An 18,632-nucleotide genomic window follows, 5' to 3' on the forward strand; every position below is an offset into this window, starting at 1 on the left:
GCACTATATATATTGGCGGCATGAACATGAAAACAGACAGCGACCCAACACAACACCGCATGCTGCATCTGGATCAACAGATGTGTTTCGCGCTTTACTCTGCGAATCTGGCACTGCATAAAGTTTACCGTAAGTTACTCGGGGAACTCGGGCTCACTTATCCGCAATATCTGGTGATGCTGGTGCTGTGGCAACGTGATGAAGTCACGGTGTCTGAAATCGGCGAAAAACTGTTTCTGGATTCGGCGACCTTAACGCCGCTGTTAAAGCGTCTTGAAGCGGCAGGTTTACTGGTGCGTCAGCGCGCCAAAGCAGATGAACGCCAGGTGATTATTTCCCTGACTGATGCGGGTAAGGCACTACGTGAAAAAGCACAGGACATTCCCGAAGCCATTGTGTGTGCGACGGAATGTGATATCGGCGAACTCGTGGCGCTGAAACAGCAGCTCGAAGTATTACGGGCTAAACTTCAGGATAAAGCGTAGCGCTGATTGTCTTAAGAGTGTTAACCAGACGAGTCCGAAGGTGCTTCTGCGGGTCGTCAGGTAAAGTTAATTAAGTAGTGTGCGATTAAATCGTTTGAAACTAATAAGTATTTATCACAGATAAGGAACGAAATATGTCTATTGAAAAAGTTGTGTATCGTGCTCATGCATCCGCTACCGGTGGCCGTGATGGCCGTGCGACTTCCGATGACGGCGTTCTTGACGTCAAACTGGGCGTACCAAAAGAGATGGGCGGTATGGGTGGCGGTACCAACCCTGAGCAACTGTTTGCCGCCGGTTATTCCGCGTGTTTCCTCGGCGCACTGAAAGCCGTGGCCGCGCAGGAAAAAATTAAGATCCCTGCTGACGCTAAAATCGAAGGTGCGGTAGGCATTGGTGCTATCCCGGGCGGCTATGGCATCGAAGTACAGCTGGATATTACCCTGCCGGGCTTTGAACGCAGCGAAGCCGAAGCGCTGGTGGCAAAAGCGCATCAGGTTTGCCCGTACTCCAACGCGACCCGTGGCAATATCGACGTCACGCTGAACGTTAAATAATGTTCTGATACACAACGCCTTCACCAGGGGAATGTTGTGATGTATAAAAGCAAAAAATCTCAGGAGGCTTCGGCCTCCTTTTTGCATTACCAGCGCGTATCCACAGACCAACAGAAAATATTCGGAAAGAAAATACGACGTCGCTGCGCATGCGGAATAATCCAGAAAGCTGCATAAAACCGCATTCTCAGCATAATCTGTGAACCAGTCCGCCATAAACATGTCACAATGATTCCAAATCTTTCAAAATACGTTAGGAAAGTCACTTTTCATGAATAGAGTGAAGACTCTATCGCAGCAAAATATCTCTTTATTGTTAGCGATTTACATTGGCATTTTTCTGAATGTCTCTGTGTTCCAGCGCCGCTTTGCTGCATTGGTCAATCATTTCACGTCGGCTGAACTGGTTCAGGCCGTCACCGAAGTCTGTGCCATCGTCTTATTTACCTTCTTTGTTCTGCGCTTGCTCTCGCTGGGCGGGCGGCTGTTCTTCCGCATTATCGCCAGTTTGCTGGTGCTGATTTCCGTTGCCGCCAGTTATTACATGGTGATGTTCAACGTGGTGATCGGCTACGGCATCGTGGTGTCGGTGATGACCACCGATATCGATCTGAGCAAAGAGATCATTGGTTATCATCTGTTTATCTGGATGGCGCTGGTCAGCGCGGTACCGCTGTTCCTCATCTGGAAAAATAATCTGCGTCTGACATTGATCGAACAAATGAAAACGCCGGGGCAGCGTGTGCTGCCTTTAGCGGTGCTGCTGGCGGCGGCATTGCTGGTGTGGTTGCCGCTGCGTTCCCTGGATCACGCGCAGAGTGTGAATGAGAAGAAAACTAACGTCGATTTGCCAAGCTACGGCGGTGTTGTCGCGCACTCCTATCTGCCGTCTAACTGGCTGGCTGCACTGGGTTTGTATGCCTATACGCAGGTGGATGAAAGTCAGGATGCCGGTAATTACTTTGATCCGGCGAAGAACTTCACTTACGTTGCACCTGCTGACATCGACGATACCTACGTGGTGTTTATCATCGGTGAAACCACCCGCTGGGATCATATGGGGATTTTGGGCTACGAGCGGGATACCACACCGCGCCTGTCCAAAGAGAAGAACCTGGTGGCGTTTCGCGGGACATCCTGCGATACGGCCACCAAGTTGTCACTGCGTTGTATGTTCGTGCGTGAAGGCGGTACGGCGGATAATCCGCAGCGTACGCTGAAAGAACAGAATATTTTTGCGGTGATGAAATCACTGGGCTTCACTTCAGAGCTGTTCGCGATGCAAAGCGAGCTGTGGTTCTACAATAATGCTGACACCAATAATTTCTCCTTCCGTGAAATTATCGCCTCGGAAAAACGCAACGATGGCAAGCCGGTCGATGACATGTTGCTGGTCAATGAGTTAGAGCAATCACTGAAAACACATCCGAAAGGCAAGCATCTGGTGATCCTGCATACCAAAGGCTCGCACTATCTGTATTCCCAGCGTTATCCGCGCAGTTACGCCCGCTATACCCCGGAATGTAAGAGCAACACCTGCACCAAAGCGGAACTGATTAATGCCTTCGATAACAGCGTGTTGTACACCGATACCTTTATTGACAGCGTAATTGATCAACTGCGTGATAAGAAAGCGCTGGTGTTTTACGCTTCCGATCACGGCGAATCTATCGATGAGAACTCGCATCTGCACGGTACGCCGCGCGAGATGGCACCACCGGAGCAGTTCCGTGTGCCGATGATGGTGTGGGCTTCTGACAGTTTCCTCGAACAACCGGACCACAAGCTGGCGTTTGAGCAGTTGCAGGCGCAGCAGCGGGTCGGTGCGAAGAAACGTCACGTTGAGTTATTCGATTCGATTTTAGGCTGTCTGGGTTATACGTCGCCGGACGGTGGTATTAATCCGGCGAATAACTGGTGTGCAAAACCGCAGACAGAACAGAAGCTGTAGGTTATTTTGGCGGCGTATCGGATAATTTATGGGCAGTCAGTTCGGATGTTATAAAAAGCCGTTGACGCTCTGAGGGGGTCGCAGTAAGATGCGCCCCATTCGGCGAGTAGCGCAGCTTGGTAGCGCAACTGGTTTGGGACCAGTGGGTCGGAGGTTCGAATCCTCTCTCGCCGACCATATTTGAAAAACCTGCTTTTTAAAGCAGGTTTTTTTTCGTCTGTAAAAAGCCCGCGGCCTTCTGGTTGCGGGCTTTTTGCTTTGTGGCGTGTATGAGGGAGACTAAGGTAATTCTTCCGCCGCTACCTTCCCTGACGCCTCGCAAAGTGCCTGCCAGTTGTCTGGCGGTTCACCGCTTTTCAACATCTTGCGAAACATCCGGTATGCGTCTGTTTTGCTTTCGTAGGCGCGTAATTCTTTATCATCATTCACCCAGGCGTAAATAATGATCCGGCTTTTCAGGTTGTAGCGGAAAAACAAACGGTACTGCTGGAAGAATTTTGCCCTGAACCAGTGTGAGAATTCCCCGCCTAACGTATCGCCCTGACGGAATTCAACACGCGCCGGATCCTGCGGGATAACGTCAAACATCAGCTTATTGATCGCAGCCAGCCGTTTGGTGGCGTTCTTACTTTTATAGCCCGCCGGATCTTTGCGGCGCAGTAAAACAACCTGATCAGTGAGTGCCTGTATTTGTTGCAGGATCAGAGGATGAGCGAGAAGGGTCCATCCGTTAATCTCCATGGCCTGATTGTGCATAATCCTTTACTCGTCATCGTCAGAAAGCGGGCTCTCAAGATCGATAGCCATCCCGGCGGTCAGTACATTGATTTTTTCATGCAGGGATAATGTTACCGGCTGCATATTTTCCGGGTTATTGAGCATATCTTTTGCCACAAAACCGAGAAAAGCACTGATAACAGGGTCTTCCGCTTCTTCGAGTTGCCTCGAAATAACCACCTGCCCGTCTGGCAAAATCTTGTACTGGATCCGATCATTTTCGGTGAGATTTAATGCCTTACGGATAGTGGCCGGAATGGTGGTCTGGAAGCGGCGGGTGACTTTGGATTCGGCTTCGAATTTTATTCCCCATAGTGCCGAGGCTGACATAATGAGACTCCATAATGATGCTTATTTGAGCAATTTTGTCAGCGTAATGCATTTGCATTGCCAATGCAAATGCATTGCTTTTTACTTCATCATCTTCAAATCGCCTTTGCGGTGATTTTTATGATCCTGATAGAAATTCTCATGCGAATCCAGGCTCAGAAGATACAGTTCAATTTTTTCTTCACGCCAGCAATAACCCAGCAAAGCCTGCTGCTTTTCCAGCGGAAATTTATGCACCCTCAGGTAACTGAGATCGCCTTTCTTGAGTTCCCTGAGCCGCGAGAATAGGCGTTGCCTCACACGTAAGAAAGGGGCATTTTCGCCGGATTTTCATCCCTGCGAGGCATCACGTAAAAATGTCCGGCACGCCGTTTTCCTGCAATCAACCCTGCGCACCGTCCCGCAAAGATTCACCCAACAACGGGGCTAAAAAACCTAAATCCTCCTGCTCCTCAAGCCGGTTGAGCTGACGAAAAAGGTCGCTGGCGTTGCTCATCGTGGTGCAACAATCAGTGAATTTTCGCAGTCTGTCGGCGTCACTGAACGGTTCGCTGTTGCTGCCTTTCGCCAGTTTGCGGGCTGCCTGTAACGTGCGGCCATCGCGCAGGGTAAGCGTTACTTCATGTGTCAGGCGATCGCCCGGCGGTGTTTCTGCTTCCTGTTCCGGCGTATAGCAGCGCAGGGATATGCGCGCCAGACGTGCCGGTTCAGTGAGTTCTGCGACCCGCGCTGGCGTGAAATCAGCGACGCTCAGCGAGCCGTTGCGCAGCCAGGTATCGACGCAGTATTGCATCGAAAAGCGCGCCTGCATTTCATTGACCGGCAGCGGATACGCCAGATTGCGCAGATTGGCGATGCCGACCAGCGTATCAACGGTCAGCACGTCATCATCACTGAAATCATGCTGCGCACGCAGGTCGTCCAGGGCGTCGATAATCATGTGCGTCGAGCCGCAGCACGGGTGACGTTTGGGCATCACGCCGGTGGTTTCTATGACGTGAAAATGGGTGCCCAAAATGGCCGGAATATTCCAGCCCGGCGGCGTCAGGCCGCCAAACATTTCCAGAAAGCCCTGCGGCGCGTCCAGAATATCAATGCGTCCCTGCATGTGTTGCCGGGCAAAATTCGCCGCGTCAACTGCATTACGGGCAGCCCATCCTGCGTGCAGCGGTTTGATCGGCGTGCCGAACTGACCTTTGGTGCCGGAGGCAAAACTGACGGCATTGCTTAACGCTCTGGCGATACCTGCCTGATCTAATCCCATCAGCCAGGCGACACCTGCCGCACTGCCGATGCAGCCGACGGTCGAGGTGCCGTGCCAGCCCGCAGTGTAATGCGAAGGCGCGACGCCGGAACCGACAAACGCCTGCGCCTGCAAACCGATCAGATAGGCTTTCACCAGTTGTTCGCCACTGGCATGGATATCATCAGCGACTGCCAGTAATGCAGGTACCAGCACCGCAGACGCATGGCTCATGCCCGGCGCAAAATTATCGTCATAATCGATGGCGTGCGCGGCCGTGCCGTTGACCATCGCGGCGATGGCCGCAGGTGCGCGTCCGCCACCGGCTAAACGGCAACGGGCTTGCGGGGTAAAATAGCTTTCGCTGGCGGCACGCACGGCACGACTGGAGAAATCATCCTGTCCGGCGTACAGGCAGGCCAGCGTATCGGTGATCGCTTCCCGGGCTTTGCGGCGCGCGGTGGTGCTGAAATCAGGCTGGCTGCAACACCAGCGGGCAATGGCTTCAATCACATTCATGATGTTTCCTTCAACGGCTTCAGTGGCGGCTGGCAGCAAGAAATTGTTGGGTATAAGGCTCGCGGGCCGCGCCGCTGCGGATTTCGGCGGCGGTCAGTTCTTCCAGCAGTTTTCCCTGATGCATGATGGCGACGCGGTCGCACAGGTGCGCGACCACCGCCAGATCGTGCGTCACCATCAGATAGGTCAGATTGCGTTCGCGGCGCAGTTTTTTCAGCAGATTGAGGATTTCCGCCTGCACTGACACATCCAGTGCGGATGTAGGTTCATCAAGCAGCAGCACCTGCGGTTCAATGATCAGCGCCCGTGCCAGTGCCACACGCTGGCGCTGACCGCCCGAAAGCTGATGCGGATAGCGGTAACGAAAGGCATCGCTCAGGCCAAGCGCATTCAGCACGTCGCTGATGCGTGCCTCCCGCCGGTCCATGCCGTGGATCACCAGCGGTTCCAGCAGCGTGTGGTAGACCATTTTGCGCGGATGCAGCGAGGCATACGGATCCTGAAACACCATTTGTACCTGCCGGTAATAGTCTTTATTGCGCACCGGATGTTGTTCGCGGTTCTGATACAAAATCGCGCCGCTGTAACGGGTGTTCTGGCCGGTCAGCGTGCGCAGAATGGTCGATTTTCCGCAGCCTGACTCGCCAATCAGCCCGTAACTTTCGCCTCTGGCGATGTGCATTGTGACGCTATCGACCACGGTTTTGCTGTGAGTGCCTTTGCCGAAAGCGATGCTCAGATCGACGGTTTCGAGCATCCGGTCGGCGGTCAGCGGCGGCGTGGGATTCATGAAAGTGGTCATCAGCAGGCTTCTCCGTAGCGATATACCGGGCCGGTCAGCCACGCCGGGTCGCGTGCCGGAATAGCGAGCATGTCCACCGGATGCTGTAAATCCGGCTGACTGGCGAGCAGGGCGCGGGTGTAAGGATGTCTGGCGTTATGCAGCTGATCTGCCGAAATTTCTTCGAGAATACGTCCGGCGTACATCACCAGTGCGCGGTCGCAGAAACTCGACACCAGCCCGAGATCGTGGGTAATAAACAGCAGGCCGGTTTTGCGCCGTGCCAGCAACGCGTCCAGTACGCTCAGCACCTGCTGACGCACCGTGACGTCCAGCGCCGACGTGGGTTCGTCGGCGATAATCAAATCGGGTTCAGGGATCAGCATCATGGCGATCATGATGCGCTGCCCCATGCCGCCGGAAATCTCGTGCGGATACAGGTCAAACACCCGTTCCGGATCGCGGATATTCACCGCTTCCAGCATCGCCAGTGCTTTCACGCGGGCTTCTTTTTCACTGACATGAAAGTGAATGCGGTATGCCTCATTAATCTGATGACCGACGCGCATCAGCGGATTCAGCGAGAATTTCGGGTCCTGCATAATCATCGAAATCCGTTTGCCGCGGATTTTGCGCATCTGGCGCTCGCCGGTACTGAGCAGGTCGATATCGCCAAACTGCATGCGGTCGGCGCTGACGCTGGCACCCTGCGGCGTCAGTTTCAGCAGTGAACGGCCGGTGAGCGATTTACCGGAACCGGATTCGCCGACAATCGCCACTTTTTCACGGCCAACTGAGAAGGAGATACCGCGCACTGCGTGGTTTTCCTGCCGGTGGCCTTTGAACGTAATGTTCAGGTTTTGCACATCAAGCAATGTTTCAGTCATGGCGCAGATCCAGTACGTCGCGCAGGCCGTCACCGAACAGGTTGAACGCCAGGCTGGTGAAAAGAATCGACAGGCCGGGAATGGCGGCAATCGTCCAGTGAGTCATCATGAACTGGCGGCCGGAAGAGAGCATCGCGCCCCATTCCGGACTGGGTGCCTGTGCCCCGAGGCCGAGAAATCCGAGGCCGGAGGCGGTCAGGATAATCCCCGCCATATTCAGCGTCAGGCGCACCACCACCGAAGGCAGACACATCGGAATGATGTGGCGCAGGATGATGCGCATCTGCGACGCACCCTGCAAACGCACGGCGGCGACGTAATCCATTTTGCGGATAGACAAGGCTTCGGCGCGTGCCAGACGGGCAATCGGCGGCCAGGCAGAAAGTGAAATCGCGATAATCGCATTCTCGATACCCGGGCCGAGTGCGGCGACAAAACCCAGCGCCAGAATCAGACTCGGGAACGCCAGAAAGATATCGACGATGCGCATCAGAATGGTGTCCGTCCAGCCGCCAACGGTGCCCGCCAGCGTGCCGACCAGTAATCCGAGGGGACCGACAATCAGCGCCGTCAGGCCGGTGATGTAGAGCGTGATACGCGCGCCATAAATCAGGCGGCTGTAAATATCGCGCCCGAGTTCGTCGGTCCCCAGCCAGTATTCGCGGCTCACCGGCGCCAGACGCAGTTGCAGGTTTTGGGCATAAATATCGTGCGTTGCCAGCCACGGCGCAAAAATCGCCACTGTGACGATAAACAGGATGACGATCAGCCCGAACAGCGCCGAAGTATTACGGCGAAAGCGTCGCCACTGATTCAGGCTTTGCTGCACGCGCGCCTGCCACGGTGTGGCCGGAACCGGCGCGTCGAGCCATGCCCGCAGGGAAAACGCCGGGCGCGCTGTGAGATGAGGTTTAGCGGAGTCGGTCATGATTGCTCCTGACGGGTTCGCGGATCAAAGATGCGGTAAAGCAGGTCGCAGATAAGGTTCAGCGCCACAAAAATCACGCCGATCAGTAACGAGCAACCCACCACGGCGTTCATGTCGCCCGCCAGCATGGCGTTGGTGAGATAGCGGCCAAAACCCGGCCAGGCGAATACCGTTTCGGTCAGCACCGCGCCTTCGAGTAAAAAGGCGTAAGACAGCGCGACGACCGTCACCACCTGCACCGCCACATTACGAAAGGCGTGGATCCACACACTGCGTGCCCATGACAACCCTTTCACCCGGGCGGTGATCACATATTCCTGTCCGAGTTGTTCAATCATAAAGCTGCGGGTCATGCGGCTGATGTACGACAGCCCGCTGAGGCCAAGAATCGATGCCGGTAAAATCAGGTGGCTGAAAACGTTGCGAAACGCCTCCCAGTTTCCGGTCAGTGCGGTGTCGATGAGATAAAATCCGGTGACTTTCTGCACGTCGAATTCATACATAAAGTCGATACGCCCCGGCCCGCCGATCCAGCCGAGTCCGGCGTAAAACAATACCAGCCCCATCAGACCCAGCCAGAAATTCGGCGCGGAATGGCCGAGCAGGCCGATAAAGCGGATGCAGTGATCAAACCAGGTATTGCGGTACATCGCCGATAACACGCCTGCCGGAATGCCCAGACAGGTGGCGATCAGTGCCGCCAGCGTCGCCAGTTCCAGCGTGGCCGGAAACACGCGGGCAATGTCGGTGGTGACCGGATTGCCGGTGGTCAGTGCGTTACCGAAATCCAGCATCGCGACGTTTTTCAGGTAGATCAGAAACTGTTCCCACAGCGGTTTGTCCAGCCCGAGCAGGTGATACATCTTCTGATAGGCTTCCTGACTGGCGTTATCGCCGAGCACTGATACCACCGGGTCAATCGGCAGCAAGCGCCCGATAAAAAAGGTCAGCGCCGCCAGCCCCAGTAACGTGCAGAACACGGAAACCAGCAATTTACTCAGCCGGGCGGCGCTTTCGCGCAGCCGCAGCCAGAGAGGTTCAGCAGGCGCTATGCCTGCTGTGGTCGGATCGAGGTGCGACATCGGGCGCTCCTTGGTTTTTTATGGAAGGCTTATTTGGATGCCAGTGCGTAATAAACGCGGAAGCCGTTCCACGTCCAGTCTTTGACCTGTCTGGTCAGCCCGGCGGTGTTGTACATCTGGAACATGATCGCCATCGGGCCTTGCTGCATCTGCTCTTCCTGCAAGGTGTGATAGAGGGCAATACGTTTTTGCTCATCGGGTTCGAGCAGCGCTTCGGTGACTTTTTTATTCATCGCCGGATCGAAATACGAAGCACGCCAGCTCGGATACTGGGTTTTCTTGGCTTCTTTGCTGTTGTCCGGGTTGTAGACCAGACGCGAGGCGTTACCGTGCGCATCCGGCACCGAGGTCTGCCATGCCATCATGGCGCTCTGGAATTCACGCCCGCGCACGCGGCTGAATAACTGGGCATTGGCCATGCTTTCGATGGAGAGTTTTACGCCGATTTTCGAGGCATTTTCCTGCGTGCTCTGGGCGATAGGCGCCGAGTGCGGCAGGGTGCCGATGATCAGTTTGGCGGAGAAACCGTCGGGATAACCGGCTTCGGTCAGCAACTGTTTGGCTTTCGCCAGATCCAGTTTGAACGGCTGTCCGGCATCTTTATCCAGCGCACCAAAGGCGCCGAGCTGGGCGAAACTGGCGCGCGGCACACCGAGATACGGCATCACGGTGGAAGCCAGCCCCTGATAATCAATCAGATAACGCATCGCGAGGCGCACTTTCGGGTTTTTGAAAATCGGGTCTTCGCTGTTAAAGGTCCAGAAGAACAATTGCGGCTTGAGGACTTTCTCCACCTTCACCTGACCGCCTTTGTCCAGATCACGTAAATCGTCCGGCGCCAGGTCACGGGCGATATCCACATCCCCCTGTGTCAGCAACAGGCGCTGCGTGCCGGTTTCCGCAACGTGGCGGATCAGGATGCGTTGCAGTTTCGGTTTCTCGCCCCAGTAATCTTTATTCGCCTGCAACACCACGCCTTCACCGGCATTCCAGCGCATCAGCTGATAGGCACCGACGCAGGCGGTGTGCGTGGTCAGGTATTTGTTGCCCATGTCGTCGCCAACGGCATTTTTCTCCACCAGCGCCTGATCCAGCGTGGTCGACACGTTATTGGCGGCGATAGCCTGTAAGACCAGATTGGTCGGGTACGGCTGGTCGAATTTCATCACCAGCGTGTCGTCGTCGGGCGCGGTAATGCGTTCTTTGACGTTATCTTTGGTAAAGCCATATTCAGTCAGGGTGGCGGAATTGCCGAAACCGAGCAGCACCACGCGCTGCAACGACCAGGCGACGTCTTTCGCTGTGGCTTTATTGCCGGACGGGAACGTCATGCCGGTATTGAGATGGAAGGTGATTTGTTTGCGATCAGGCGAGATATCCCAGCTTTTTGCCAGGCGCGGAATAACGCGGGATTCGTCTTTCGGATCGAAATCCACCAGCGTGTCGCAGGTGTTTTTGATGATTTCATTAGTGACCACTTCGCCAATCTGCGCCGGGTCAAAGGTGCTGATTGCGTCAATATTCCATGCCATCACCAGCGAATCCGCAGGCGTCGCGGCCTGTGCAGCCGTACTTCCCCATGTGAGACCAATCATTGTGGCGAGGATTTTTGTTCTGGTGTTGAGCATAAATCGGGTTCCTTTGATTAAAAAAAACGAGCGTAAAATAGTGAATCTCTGTCAGCCCCTTTCGCAGAAAGAGAAGGCGTATTCGGTCAACTCCCTCCCCTGCGAAGGGGAGGGTTGGGGTGGGGTATTAATGGCGTCGCCGGAGTTGCCTGCTAAACCCCCTCCCGGCCTCCCCCTTCGCAGGGGGAGGAGCAAAGACTCGATCGGCTCCCTCCCCTGCGTAGGGGAGGGTTGGGGTGGGGGATTAATGGCATCACCGGAGTTGCCTGCTAAACCCCCTCCCGGCCTCCCCCTTCGCAGGGGGAGGAGCAGACCCACTCCCTGTCATCAGAGAGGGTGCTTCAAACTTTTATTCAGGACGTGGCTGAACCGGCGGTTTGACTTCCGGCGGGATCGGGCACACATAAGGGGTTTCAGCGGTCAGTTCCTGATGCGCCTGTTTGGCGGCTGCCATCAGTGCGCTGTCGGTCAGGGTGTCGATGGCGGTGGCGGCCATGATTTTGGCGACGTAAGCCAGCCCTTTATGCGCGGCAGGCATTTTCCCCTGCGCGGTGAGCTGCCACGAGTGACCCGGTGTCCCGATGGCGTAAGTCGGGACATGCGCCTGCACGGTCGGCATTTTCCAGCTGATATCACCGACGTCCGTTGAACCCAGCATCAGTTCGCCGGAGGTTTCCAGCGGGACAATGAATTCACATAACGGTGAGGCGTCCTGCGGTTTTTTGAGGCCGATGCGGCGGTAGGCGCTTTGCAAATCCTGCGGGCTGAGCGTGGCCTGAATTTCAGCGGCAAAGGCTTTGTCAGCCGCGTCGAATTCCAGCGGACCGAGCAGTTCGAAGTTACGCTGCATGGCTTCTTCCAGCGGGCGGTTGCCCAGCAGGTTGGCCACGGCGCTCATGATGCTGATATCGACGGTGGTTTCGGTCATCAGCGCCGCGCCCTGTGCGACTTTTTTCACGCGCTCGTTGAGTTCAAACATGGCATGTACGTCGCGTGAACGGATGGCATAACGCACGGCGGCACGCGCCTGCACCACGTTCGGCGCGATGCCGCCGGAATCGAGCATCGCATAGTGAATGCGGGAATCCTGCGGTACGTGTTCGCGCAGGTAGTTAACGCCGACGTTCATCAGTTCAACGGCGTCCAGCGCACTGCGTCCAAGATGCGGCGAGGCGGCGGCGTGCGAGGAGCGGCCGTGGAAGACGAAATCCATGCGGGTATTGGCCAGCGATTCGGCGCGGGCAACTTCAGTAAAGGCATTCGGGTGCCAGGTGATGGCGACGTCCACGCCGTCAAACGCCCCGGCGCGCGCCATAAAGGATTTGGCGGCGCCACCTTCTTCCGCCGGACAGCCGTAATAGCGCACGCGCCCCGGCGTGCCGGTTTGTGCCAGCCAGTCTTTCAGCGCCGTAGCTGCCAGCATGGCGGCAGAACCCAGCAGATTGTGCCCGCAGCCATGCCCCTGACCGTTGCCCGGTAAAGGTTCAGGGCGGGCAATCCCGGCTACCTGGCTCAGCCCCGGCAGCGCATCGTATTCGCCCAGAATGGCGATGATCGGGCCGCCTTCACCGGCTTCGCCCATCACGGCCGTCGGAATGTCGGCGACATTTTCAGTGACGCGAAAACCCTGTTCTTTCAGCATCGCCGTGTGTTCGGCAACGGAACGGTATTCGGTATAGCAAATTTCAGGCATGCCCCAGACGCGATCGCTCAGGGCGGTGAACAGGGCTTTTTTGGCGTCGACCAGGCTCCAGACGGTTTCTTTATTCTGCGCAGATGCGTTATTCAACGGAGACTCCTTGTGCCAGTGGCTACAGTTTTATGAGGTCAGTGTGTCGGAGGAACCTGTTCAGAATGTGTGCAGAAAAGGCAAAGATCCAATGAGTCTTTCAGCTGACCCATTCCAAAACCGCATAGATATTTTGAGATATGCGAAAACAGAATAGTCAGCGTGACTCTCTGAATAGAAAGGAGAAATTACAGGTTGCGGGGAGCCTCACGCGGGAGCCTAGCGTGGAAAGGGAACATTTTTATCGCCGGAACCGGTCAGGCGACGGCGCGGGTCTGGTGCAACTGGCTGGCTTTATTCCACAGCCGTTCAGCCTGTGGTGTACGAAATTTTTCCAGCCGGTAAAGACGGATGCTGGCCTGAATATCCCAGCTTCGTTCTCCGGCGCGGATAAGCGAGCCGTTCGCCAGTTCCTCGCAGATCAGGCTGGTGGGCAACCACGACACGCCGCAGCCGGAAATGGTCATCGCTTTCAGGCCGCTGCACATCGGATTTTCATACACCGGCTTCAGCGGCAGCGGGCGCGACGCAAACAGGGCACTCAGCGCGTGGGCAAAAAAGGACCGATTGCCGTAACTGAGATAAGGAAGCTGGACGCGGGTGCCGCCAAAGGGGCTCAGCGGGAACAGGGGCTTGCCGCCATCGTCTGGTGCACAGACGGCCAGCGCATTCTCTTTTCCCAGTTCGATATAGGGAAAGCGTTCGAGCTGTTTCATCAGCGGAACGGAATCATGGGCGTAGGTCAGCAGAAAATCCGTTTCGCCATCCAGCAGCAGGGAAATATTGCCGCTGAATGACGGCTGCTGATCGCACAAACGAATGTAGCCGTACTGATGCGACGGGTCGATCTGGTTGATCCAGTCGGGGAAAAAGGTCAGGGAGAGCGTATTGAGCGCGGCAAAATGCACGATGGCGTGCTTCTGCGCATGGCGCTCACGCAGGTCGCTGCGCAGTTGTGTCATGGAAAACACCAGATCTGCCGCAGTATGCAGGAAGTCCTGGCCTTCCGGCGTCAGGCGTATCGGGTAGGTTTTTCGGTCAAAAAGCGGCACGCCAAGCCATTCTTCCAGTTGCTTAATTCGTCGGCTCAGCGCGGACTGGGTGATGTTTCTTTCACTGGCGGCTCGCGTAAAGCTATAGCACTGAGACACACTGAGAAAATCTTCAAACCACTTCAGTTCCATCAGAAAACCTCTGGCGGGTAATAAGCCCGTAATAACAAGCAATAAATGCGCCAGAGTTTAAAAACTGCTTAACATATTGGTTTCAATCCATGTCCGCCCGCAACCCGGCTTGTGCCGGAAAAACAGACAACATCAGTACGCTAAATCACCTGCACCACCAGCGTGCAATTGCGCTATTTTGGGGTATTTTGCGGGTGCCAGTGCAAACGCTTTCGCTGATGACTCGACGCCGTTTGCTGCACTTGTCAGCATTTTCCGCTGGTTTCCACCCCTATCTCAAAAATAACCGTTCATATATTCATCATTTAGCCAGAAATTTTTAGGGATTTAAAATGGGCGAAACCCCCAGGAATATTCTTTTACAAAGGGGATTGTCTGGTTATTCACTGCGCAAACTGAACATTCATCCTGATTTGGTTAACAAAATGTTTTTTTATGTTTGTTTGTTGTAACTCACAGTCTGTGTAAATGCCTGATGGTTATATTGACGTCAAGGAAAGGAGTTGCCAAATTGATAGCCCCAAGGAAGACCAGTGATTATTTCCGGTAAGATTTTGTAAAGACAGCTTTACAGATCGAAGGAAAAAAATGGCAGTTCACCATGCTCTGGTTGGACTTATTGCAGCACACGAGCAAACACAGTCACCCGCAAATAAAAATAAAGGGTGACGTGAGCTGTATACACAACACACACATCCACATCACCATTAATCGATGGAGCAGAAGCGATGACAATCTCTTTAGGTAAGTCGGGGCTACTGAAATTCAGTATGGGCCTGATTGCGCTGACCGTTGCGGCCAGTGTCCAGGCAAAAACGTTAGTGTATTGCTCTGAAGGTTCACCTGAAGGCTTCAACCCTCAGTTGTTCACCTCTGGCACCACGTATGACGCAAGCTCCGTGCCTATCTACAACCGTCTGGTTGAATTCAAGATCGGGACCACTGAAATCCAGCCGGGTCTGGCTGAGAAGTGGGACGTGTCTGCTGATGGCAAAACCTACACTTTCCATCTGCGCAAAGGCGTGAAGTGGCAGGACAACAAGGAATTCAAACCGACCCGTGATTTCAACGCGGACGACGTCGTGTATTCCTTCGAACGTCAGCTGGACAAAAATAACCCTTACCACGGCGTTTCCGGCGGCAGCTACGAATACTTCGAAGGCATGGGTATGGGCGATCTGATCAACAAGATCGTGAAAGTGGACGACAACACCGTGCAGTTCGTGCTGAACCGCCCGGAGTCTCCGTTCCTGGCTGACCTCGCGATGGACTTCGCTTCTATCCTGTCTGCGGAATACGCTGACAACATGCTGAAAGCGAAAACCCCTGAGAAAGTCGACCTGGATCCGATCGGTACCGGTCCGTTCCAGCTTCTGCAATACCAGAAAGATTCACGCATTCTCTACAAAGCCTTCCCGGGCTACTGGGGCACCAAGCCGCAGATCGACCGTTTAGTCTTCTCCATCACGCCTGACGCTTCCGTGCGTTACGCGAAACTGCAGAAAAACGAATGCCAGGTGATGCCATACCCGAACCCGGCTGACATCGCGGCAATGAAGAAAGATAAATCCATCAACCTGATGCAACAGCCTGGCCTGAACGTAGGTTATCTGTCCTTCAACGTTGAGAAGAAACCACTGGATGAAGTGAAAGTGCGTCAGGCACTGACCATGGCTGTGAACAAAAAAGCCATCATCGATGCGGTTTATCAGGGTGCTGGCCAGCCGGCTAAAAACCTGATCCCACCAACCATGTGGGGCTACAACAAAGACGTTGTGGATTACGAATACAATCCTGAGAAAGCCAAAGAGCTGCTGAAAGAAGCCGGTCACGCAGACGGTTTCGCTATCGACCTGTGGGCGATGCCGGTACAGCGTCCGTACAACCCGAACGCACGCCGTATGGCTGAAATGATCCAGGCTGACTGGGCAAAAATTGGCGTGAAAGCCAACATCGTGACTTACGAGTGGGGCGAATACCTCAAGCGTGCTAAGAACGGTGAGCACCAGTCTGTGATGATGGGCTGGACCGGCGACAATGGGGATCCGGATAACTTCTTCGCTACCCTGTTCAGCTGTGCAGCGGCGAAAGACGGTTCCAACTACTCCCGCTGGTGCTACAAGCCGTTTGAAGATTTGATCCAGCCAGCCCGTGCTGAATCTGATCACGCCAAACGTGCCGCGCTGTATCAGCAGGCTCAGGTTGTGATGCATGACCAGGCACCTGCGCTGATCATCGCTCACTCCACCGTATACGAACCTGTTCGCAAAGAAGTCAAAGGGTATGTCGTCGATCCGCTCGGCAAACACCACTTCGAAAACGTCTCAATGGAGTGATCGCTTACTGAATAACCCGGGAGCTGCGTTGTGTGGTGCTCGCAATCTTCGCCTGCCTGAAGGTATGTCTTGATTGCTGTGCTCCTCCGCCTTGCTCGCGGGCCATTCAGTACAGCCTTGATTCTCAAGAAAGAAATGTGAGCCACAATAAGCCCGGCGAGCTACGGTTCGCCGGGCATTTTATACAGAGAGTACGGGATATGTTGCAGTTCATACTCCGACGTCTGGGGTTAGTTATCCCAACGTTTATCGGCATTACTTTGCTGACTTTTGCCTTCGTACACATGATACCAGGCGACCCGGTCACCATCATGGCAGGCGAACGCGGTGTTTCCCCCGAACGTCACGCCCAGCTGATGGCAGATATGGGGCTCGACAAGCCTCTTTACCAACAATATTTCCACTACGTGAACGGTGTGCTGCATGGCGACCTGGGCACGTCCTTAAAAAGCCGCACCCCTGTCTGGCAGGAATTCGTACCGCGCTTCAAAGCAACACTGGAACTGGGCATCTGCGCGATGATCTTCGCGATCATTGTCGGTATTCCGGTGGGTGTGCTGGCGGCGGTAAAACGGGGATCGATATTCGACCACACGGCTGTGGGGATCTCGCTGACCGGCTATTCGATGCCGATATTCTGGTGGGGGATCATGCTGGTGATGCTGGTCTCGGTGCAGCTTAATCTGACGCCCGTATCGGGGCGAATAAGCGATACCGTCTTCCTGGATGACAGCCTGCCGCTGACCGGCTTTATGCTGATCGACACGCTGTTCTGGGGCGAACCGGGTGATTTCGTGGATGCCGTGATGCACATGATTTTACCGGCCATCGTACTGGGCACCATTCCGCTGGCGGTGATTGTGCGTATGACCCGTTCTTCCATGCTGGAAGTGCTGGGCGAAGACTACATCCGTACCGCGCGCGCCAAAGGCGTCAGCCGTATGCGGGTGATCGTCATCCACGCGCTGCGCAATGCGCTGTTGCCGGTGGTGACCATCATTGGTTTGCAGGTTGGTACGCTGCTCGGCGGCGCTATTCTGACGGAAACCATCTTCTCCTGGCCGGGACTCGGCCGGTGGCTGATCGACGCACTCCAGCGCCGCGACTATCCGGTCGTGCAGGGCGGGGTGTTGCTGGTCGCTACTCTGATCATCGTGGTTAACCTGCTGGTAGATGTGCTCTACGGCGTGGTCAACCCGCGTATTCGCCACAAGAAATAAGGGGCGCACAATGTCTCAAACCACTGAGCCGGTCGCTAACGAGTTAGTGACGGCTGCGCCAGTGCCGATGCCGCCTTTGCGCGAATTCTGGCATTACTTCAAGCGTAACAAAGGGGCCGTTGTCGGCCTGGCTTACATCATTATCATGCTGGTCATTGCGATTGGTGCGAACGTGATTGCACCACATCTGCCTGCCGAACAGTTCCGTGACGCGCTGTTGCGCCCGCCTGTCTGGATGGAAGGCGGGAGCTGGAAATTCCTGCTGGGCACCGACGACGTCGGCCGCGATATTCTGTCGCGTCTGATGTACGGCGCGCGTTTATCGCTGCTGGTCGGTTGCCTGGTTGTCGTACTGTCGCTGATCCTCGGCGTGGTGTTCGGTCTGTTTGCCGGTTACTACGGCGGTGTGGTTGACGCCATCATCATGCGTGTGGTCGATATCATGCTGGCCCTGCCAAGCCTGTTGCTGGCCCTGGTGCTGGTGGCAATTTTTGGCCCATCGATTGTTAACGCCTCGCTGGCGCTGACCTTCGTCGCCTTACCGCACTATGTCCGCTTAACCCGCGCTGCGGTGCTGGTGGAAGTGAACCGCGACTACGTCACCGCGTCGCGCGTGGCCGGTGCCGGTTCTGCCCGTCAGATGTTCATCAATATTTTACCTAACTGCTTAGCGCCGCTGATCGTTCAGGCATCGCTTGGCTTCTCCAACGCCATCCTTGATATGGCAGCGTTGGGCTTCCTCGGTATGGGCGCACAGCCGCCAACGCCGGAGTGGGGCACCATGCTGTCGGACGTCTTACAGTTTGCTCAAAGTGCCTGGTGGGTCGTGACCTTCCCCGGCGTGATCATTCTGCTGACGGTGCTGGCATTTAACCTGATGGGTGATGGCCTGCGTGATGCCCTCGACCCTAAACTTAAGCAGTAAGGGGTTGGAG

The 18,632-nt window shown here is 55.1% G+C and carries 17 protein-coding genes and 1 tRNA gene; 7 read left to right on the forward strand and 11 right to left on the reverse strand.

Going from position 1 to position 18,632, the window contains the following annotated elements; translation table 11 throughout:
- Positions 1–26: 26 nt before the first annotated feature.
- The 4 genes from HGO41_RS11840 (at position 27) to HGO41_RS11855 (ending at position 3,170) form a co-directional block, all read left to right on the forward strand.
- Positions 27–485 carry a MarR family winged helix-turn-helix transcriptional regulator gene (locus tag HGO41_RS11840; RefSeq protein ID WP_013573431.1) on the forward strand — a complete coding sequence of 153 codons (459 nt, stop codon included), beginning with the start codon at positions 27–29 and terminating at the stop codon, positions 483–485.
- 134 nt (positions 486–619) lie between these two features.
- Complete coding sequence (locus HGO41_RS11845; protein WP_013573432.1) at positions 620–1,042, forward strand: organic hydroperoxide resistance protein; 423 nt, start codon at positions 620–622, stop codon at positions 1,040–1,042.
- Between the two features lie 271 nt (positions 1,043–1,313).
- Positions 1,314–2,993 (forward strand): kdo(2)-lipid A phosphoethanolamine 7''-transferase, encoded by a 1,680-nt coding sequence (eptB, locus tag HGO41_RS11850; RefSeq protein WP_131638498.1) that lies wholly within the window; start codon positions 1,314–1,316, stop codon positions 2,991–2,993.
- Between the two features lie 100 nt (positions 2,994–3,093).
- Positions 3,094–3,170: transfer RNA gene (locus HGO41_RS11855), tRNA-Pro, on the forward strand.
- Between the two features lie 102 nt (positions 3,171–3,272).
- Here HGO41_RS11855 and HGO41_RS11860 read toward each other — a convergent pair.
- From HGO41_RS11860 to HGO41_RS11910, 11 genes are all read right to left on the reverse strand, one after another.
- Positions 3,273–3,749: a type II toxin-antitoxin system YhaV family toxin gene (locus HGO41_RS11860; RefSeq protein WP_014411451.1), complete on the reverse strand. Its 477-nt coding sequence runs from the start codon at positions 3,747–3,749 to the stop codon at positions 3,273–3,275.
- Positions 3,750–3,755: 6 nt separating this feature from the next.
- The gene (locus tag HGO41_RS11865; protein ID WP_013573435.1) at positions 3,756–4,100 is read right to left on the reverse strand and encodes a type II toxin-antitoxin system PrlF family antitoxin; all 345 of its coding nucleotides are present in this window, start codon (positions 4,098–4,100) and stop codon (positions 3,756–3,758) included.
- An 81-nt stretch (positions 4,101–4,181) separates the two neighbouring features.
- Positions 4,182–4,400: a type II toxin-antitoxin system RelE/ParE family toxin gene (locus tag HGO41_RS11870; RefSeq protein WP_041672954.1), complete on the reverse strand. Its 219-nt coding sequence runs from the start codon at positions 4,398–4,400 to the stop codon at positions 4,182–4,184.
- An 82-nt stretch (positions 4,401–4,482) separates the two neighbouring features.
- Complete coding sequence (locus HGO41_RS11875; RefSeq protein WP_014411454.1) at positions 4,483–5,862, reverse strand: MmgE/PrpD family protein; 1,380 nt, start codon at positions 5,860–5,862, stop codon at positions 4,483–4,485.
- Between the two features lie 19 nt (positions 5,863–5,881).
- Positions 5,882–6,664 (reverse strand): ABC transporter ATP-binding protein, encoded by a 783-nt coding sequence (locus HGO41_RS11880; RefSeq protein ID WP_014411455.1) that lies wholly within the window; start codon positions 6,662–6,664, stop codon positions 5,882–5,884.
- Positions 6,664–7,530, reverse strand: coding sequence for an ABC transporter ATP-binding protein (locus HGO41_RS11885; RefSeq protein WP_014411456.1), 867 nt, complete (start codon positions 7,528–7,530; stop codon positions 6,664–6,666). The genes HGO41_RS11880 and HGO41_RS11885 overlap by 1 nt, the downstream gene beginning before the upstream one ends.
- Entirely contained in the window at positions 7,523–8,458 is a 936-nt protein-coding gene (locus HGO41_RS11890; protein WP_112197519.1) for an ABC transporter permease, read from the reverse strand. Before HGO41_RS11890 ends, HGO41_RS11885 begins: the two co-directional genes overlap by 8 nt.
- Positions 8,455–9,540, reverse strand: coding sequence for an ABC transporter permease (locus tag HGO41_RS11895; RefSeq protein ID WP_013573440.1), 1,086 nt, complete (start codon positions 9,538–9,540; stop codon positions 8,455–8,457). The genes HGO41_RS11890 and HGO41_RS11895 overlap by 4 nt, the downstream gene beginning before the upstream one ends.
- A gap of 29 nt (positions 9,541–9,569) precedes the next feature.
- Positions 9,570–11,168: an ABC transporter substrate-binding protein gene (locus HGO41_RS11900; RefSeq protein ID WP_217244451.1), complete on the reverse strand. Its 1,599-nt coding sequence runs from the start codon at positions 11,166–11,168 to the stop codon at positions 9,570–9,572.
- Between the two features lie 349 nt (positions 11,169–11,517).
- Positions 11,518–12,957, reverse strand: coding sequence for a M20 family metallopeptidase (locus HGO41_RS11905; RefSeq protein WP_037033813.1), 1,440 nt, complete (start codon positions 12,955–12,957; stop codon positions 11,518–11,520).
- A 257-nt stretch (positions 12,958–13,214) separates the two neighbouring features.
- The gene (locus tag HGO41_RS11910; protein ID WP_217244452.1) at positions 13,215–14,141 is read right to left on the reverse strand and encodes a LysR family transcriptional regulator; all 927 of its coding nucleotides are present in this window, start codon (positions 14,139–14,141) and stop codon (positions 13,215–13,217) included.
- Between the two features lie 728 nt (positions 14,142–14,869).
- Between HGO41_RS11910 and dppA the strand changes: the two genes are divergently transcribed.
- The 3 genes from dppA (at position 14,870) to dppC (ending at position 18,622) form a co-directional block, all read left to right on the forward strand.
- Positions 14,870–16,477, forward strand: coding sequence for a dipeptide ABC transporter periplasmic-binding protein DppA (gene dppA, locus HGO41_RS11915; protein ID WP_037033811.1), 1,608 nt, complete (start codon positions 14,870–14,872; stop codon positions 16,475–16,477).
- A 200-nt stretch (positions 16,478–16,677) separates the two neighbouring features.
- Positions 16,678–17,697 carry a dipeptide ABC transporter permease DppB gene (gene dppB, locus HGO41_RS11920; protein ID WP_013573445.1) on the forward strand — a complete coding sequence of 340 codons (1,020 nt, stop codon included), beginning with the start codon at positions 16,678–16,680 and terminating at the stop codon, positions 17,695–17,697.
- 10 nt (positions 17,698–17,707) lie between these two features.
- Positions 17,708–18,622 (forward strand): dipeptide ABC transporter permease DppC, encoded by a 915-nt coding sequence (dppC, locus tag HGO41_RS11925; RefSeq protein ID WP_013573446.1) that lies wholly within the window; start codon positions 17,708–17,710, stop codon positions 18,620–18,622.
- Positions 18,623–18,632 lie beyond the last annotated feature (10 nt).

The organism is Rahnella sp. CG8 (assembly GCF_023701875.1).
GTDB lineage: Bacteria > Pseudomonadota > Gammaproteobacteria > Enterobacterales > Enterobacteriaceae > Rahnella > Rahnella aceris.